Source organism: Paenibacillus terrae, from assembly GCF_000943545.1.
Taxonomy (GTDB): domain Bacteria; phylum Bacillota; class Bacilli; order Paenibacillales; family Paenibacillaceae; genus Paenibacillus; species Paenibacillus terrae_A.
The window spans coordinates 1-3,094 of record NZ_JTHP01000149.1; the positions used below are offsets into that span (position 1 = coordinate 1).

The 3,094-nt window shown below is 39.7% G+C and carries 5 protein-coding genes; 1 reads left to right on the forward strand and 4 read right to left on the reverse strand.

All coding sequences use genetic code 11. The features are described from left to right. On the forward strand, nt 1-228 hold a 228-nt coding region (locus tag QD47_RS29250; RefSeq protein ID WP_044649430.1), incomplete at its 5' end, for an IS3 family transposase. 65 nt (nt 229-293) lie between these two features. Here the strand turns inward: QD47_RS29250 and QD47_RS29255 are convergent. Genes QD47_RS29255 through QD47_RS29270 form a run of 4 tightly spaced genes read right to left on the reverse strand, consistent with a single transcriptional unit; the run spans nt 294 to nt 2,951 of the window. Further along, a complete protein-coding gene (locus tag QD47_RS29255) occupies nt 294-632 on the reverse strand; it encodes a hypothetical protein (protein WP_052647029.1) in 339 nt (112 codons plus the stop codon). Between the two features lie 3 nt (nt 633-635). Further along, on the reverse strand, nt 636-1,028 hold the full coding sequence (gene fliS / locus QD47_RS29260; protein WP_044649431.1) for a flagellar export chaperone FliS: 393 nt from the start codon (nt 1,026-1,028) through the stop codon (nt 636-638). A 20-nt stretch (nt 1,029-1,048) separates the two neighbouring features. Further along, a complete protein-coding gene (fliD, locus tag QD47_RS29265; protein WP_044649432.1) occupies nt 1,049-2,548 on the reverse strand; it encodes a flagellar filament capping protein FliD in 1,500 nt (499 codons plus the stop codon). A 13-nt stretch (nt 2,549-2,561) separates the two neighbouring features. Next, entirely contained in the window at nt 2,562-2,951 is a 390-nt protein-coding gene (locus tag QD47_RS29270) for a flagellar protein FlaG (protein WP_052647031.1), read from the reverse strand. Nucleotides 2,952-3,094 lie beyond the last annotated feature (143 nt).

Consider the following 3,094-nt stretch of genomic DNA (forward strand, 5'->3'; position numbering starts at 1 on the left):
GGCGTCAAAGGCAGCCACTCTCGCAAAGCAACCTGCCTGGATAACGCATGCATCGAATCCTTTTTTTCGCATCTCAAGACAGAGAAGTTGTACCTTCACCAGTGTAAATCAGAAGCAGAGATCCATCAAGCCGTAGAGGAATATATCTACTTTTATAACTACCAACGGTTTCAAGCTAAACTCAAACAGCGCGCACCGATTGAATATCGGCACGCGCTGGCTGCATAGCTTTTTTCATCTGTCTACTTGACAGGGGTATGACCAAAAACGTGTTGGGTGAGAACTTTTTAAATTTATTTCCTACGATCCATCAGAAAGCTATCAGGCGTATAGTTAGATTCATAAGCACTGCGTTGCGATTTGGCCATATTTCGCTGGACAAGCCAATTTTGGGCTTCCTGTTTTAGCGATTGCATGTGTTGATCAATTATTGCATCATGGCTTAGAATAGACTCTAATTTCCGTTTTTGCTCCGCTGTCATAGACGTATTTTCCAAGACACTCAGCAATTTATCCACCTTCATTTGACGAACTTCGACAAAAATCTCAACTTCCTCGTAATTTGTCTCATTCAGTCGAAGTATGAATTGTTGGGTTAGTTGCTCCAATTGGGATAAAGCGTCATTTATCATAGCTTACTGTTCCGAAGATACTGACATACCTGCTGTCATCTTGTTCACTGCAACCCAAGTTTCACGCAATTCTTGCAGATAACCGAGAACTTCTTCACCTGACTCAATCTTTTTCTTGATATTGGTTTGGATCAATAAATAGTTCATATACTCATATAAAGCATATAAATTTTTGGAAATGTCATAAGAATGATTTAACGTGGACATTAGCTCGCTGATGATTGTTTGTGCCTTGCCCAGGTTCATGTTGGCTTTAGCAATATCATTGGATGATATTCCCTCAAGACCGGCCTTTACAAAGCGAATGGCACCATCATATAACATAATAATGAGTTGCCCCGGAGTAGATGTCTGCACCGAAGACCGTTTATATTTTTCATAAGGAGATGAAATCAAACAAATCACCCTTTTCTAGACTATTTTAAAAGACCTGTCAAACTGGACGACTGCGATTGATACTTACTCATAGCCGATTCCATGGCTGAGAACTGCTTGTAATAACGAGTCTCAGCATCTTTAAGCCTGCTTGTTAGATCTGTAATACGGCGATTATAGCCTTTTAATTGATCCCCCATTACACTTTCTGTTTTAAAGGTCATGCTGCCATTCGTATCAAATTTCGATGTACCCGCTTTTTTTACAAACATGTCTAACGTAGTATCAAGCTTACTTCTTAGTTCGCTATAGATCGGCTTACTGTTTACATCAGCAGACGAACCTTGGAATATACTCAAAACCTTTTCCGGATTTGTCGTTAAAGCAGCCTTCAGCTTTTCTTCATTAATCTGTAGTTTACCATTTTCGTAGTACTGACCTGTAGTAATACCAACTGAACTCAAATCACCTAACTTACTGGAAATAATCATGCGCATAGAAGACACAGCAGAACTCAAAATAGAATCATTTTTGAGGAGACCACTTTTGGCCTTTTCTTCCCACTGCTTAATTTCATCTTCTTTCATGTCTTTCCTCTGATCGGCTGTCAATGGAAGGAAATTACGGTACTTTTGTTCACTTAGTTTCGTATTAAATGTACTTAATAGGTCATTATAAGTATCCACAAAAGATTTAATGGTCTCCATAGCTTTTGTTGGATCTGATTGGGTTGTTATTTTGGCAGGTCCAGTGGTTCCCGTGGTCTCTAACAGAGTCAGCGACACTCCATTAACGACAAGGGAGTTCTTATCAGGATTATAAGTTTTAGAACTCGAATCCGCAGTATTCGTTACTATAACTTCTCCTTTTTCAGCCGCCTTTACATCTGTAGAACTAATTTGGAATAAATCCATGAGCGTACTGCTTTTAGCCTGCTTATCGGCACCTGTTAATTTAATATTATTGCTATCCCCATATTCTTTAGCTGTAATGGAGAACTTGCCGCTGATTTCATCGAAGGTCGCTGTTACGTTCGCCCCTTCCGAATTGATACGGCCCATCACTGCAGATATTGTATCGGTTTTTAGAAAAGTGATTGTTTTGTCATTTATATTTAACTCATAAGTATCTGATGCACTACCACCTGCAATTTGCTCCAATGTTGTATTTTTAGTAGCATCTGCTGTACTACTTCCAGCAGTACGTAAGCCTGTAGAGGTTTGCATATTGGACTTTGTTGCTAACTTGTTAACGACTACAGACATAGGTGTAGAGCTAGCATCAGCATTAGCTTCCGCTTTAATAGCCGTTGTATTACCAGTTAACGTCGATTTCTGAGTATTCATTGTCTCTGACTTACTCATGCTGGATAGTTTGTCTCTAAATTGAACAATTTTAGTATTTAATTCACGATAGCTATCACGCGTCCACTCCAATGTCTGTTTCTGCTGATTCAGCTTGTTTAAAGGAGCTCTTTTGGCAGTCATCATTGATGTGACCATACTGTCTATATCCATTCCTGAGAAACCGTTTATACGCATCTAATTTGCCCCCTTATACTTTTTCATCTATGAGAATTCCTGCAATTTCCATCATCTTTGCCACTAAATCCAAAGTCTTTTCAGGTGGGATTTCTCGAATCAGTTCACCTGTATCTTTGTTCAGAACCTTAACCAAGATCTGATGGGTCTTTTCGTGCACACTCATTTCCAACGTAGTTGTGGGCCCCTGAAGAGCTTTGACTGCGCGGTCTATAGCCTTAATGAGCTGTTCATCACCCATGGAGAATGAAACTCCCTGCCTTTCAAGCTTGCTTAACTCTGAACCACTTCTCACCGCTTGTATTAGTTGGCTGTCCTGATTAGCTACAGCATCACTAGGTTGACTTACACCGTTTGTCTTACCACTCACCGCATTCGTCGAAAGAGAGAACTGCAGATTCATCTTGCAACCTCCGATGGGATTATTTATTATATTTATCGGTTAGACTTTGTAGGTTATGAAGAGACATGAATAAAGTATAAACACAACTAATGCATAATTTTTCTTAAATACAACAAATTCCCCCTATACCAGGGCATCTACTC

Bases quoted from the DNA above. Each gene is read 5' to 3' on its own strand.
- QD47_RS29255 (WP_052647029.1), bottom strand. From the start codon at position 632: ATGATAAATGACGCTTTATCCCAATTGGAGCAACTAACCCAACAATTC.
- fliD (WP_044649432.1), bottom strand. From the start codon at position 2,548: ATGCGTATAAACGGTTTCTCAGGAATGGATATAGACAGTATGGTCACA.
- QD47_RS29270 (WP_052647031.1), bottom strand. From the start codon at position 2,951: ATGAATCTGCAGTTCTCTCTTTCGACGAATGCGGTGAGTGGTAAGACA.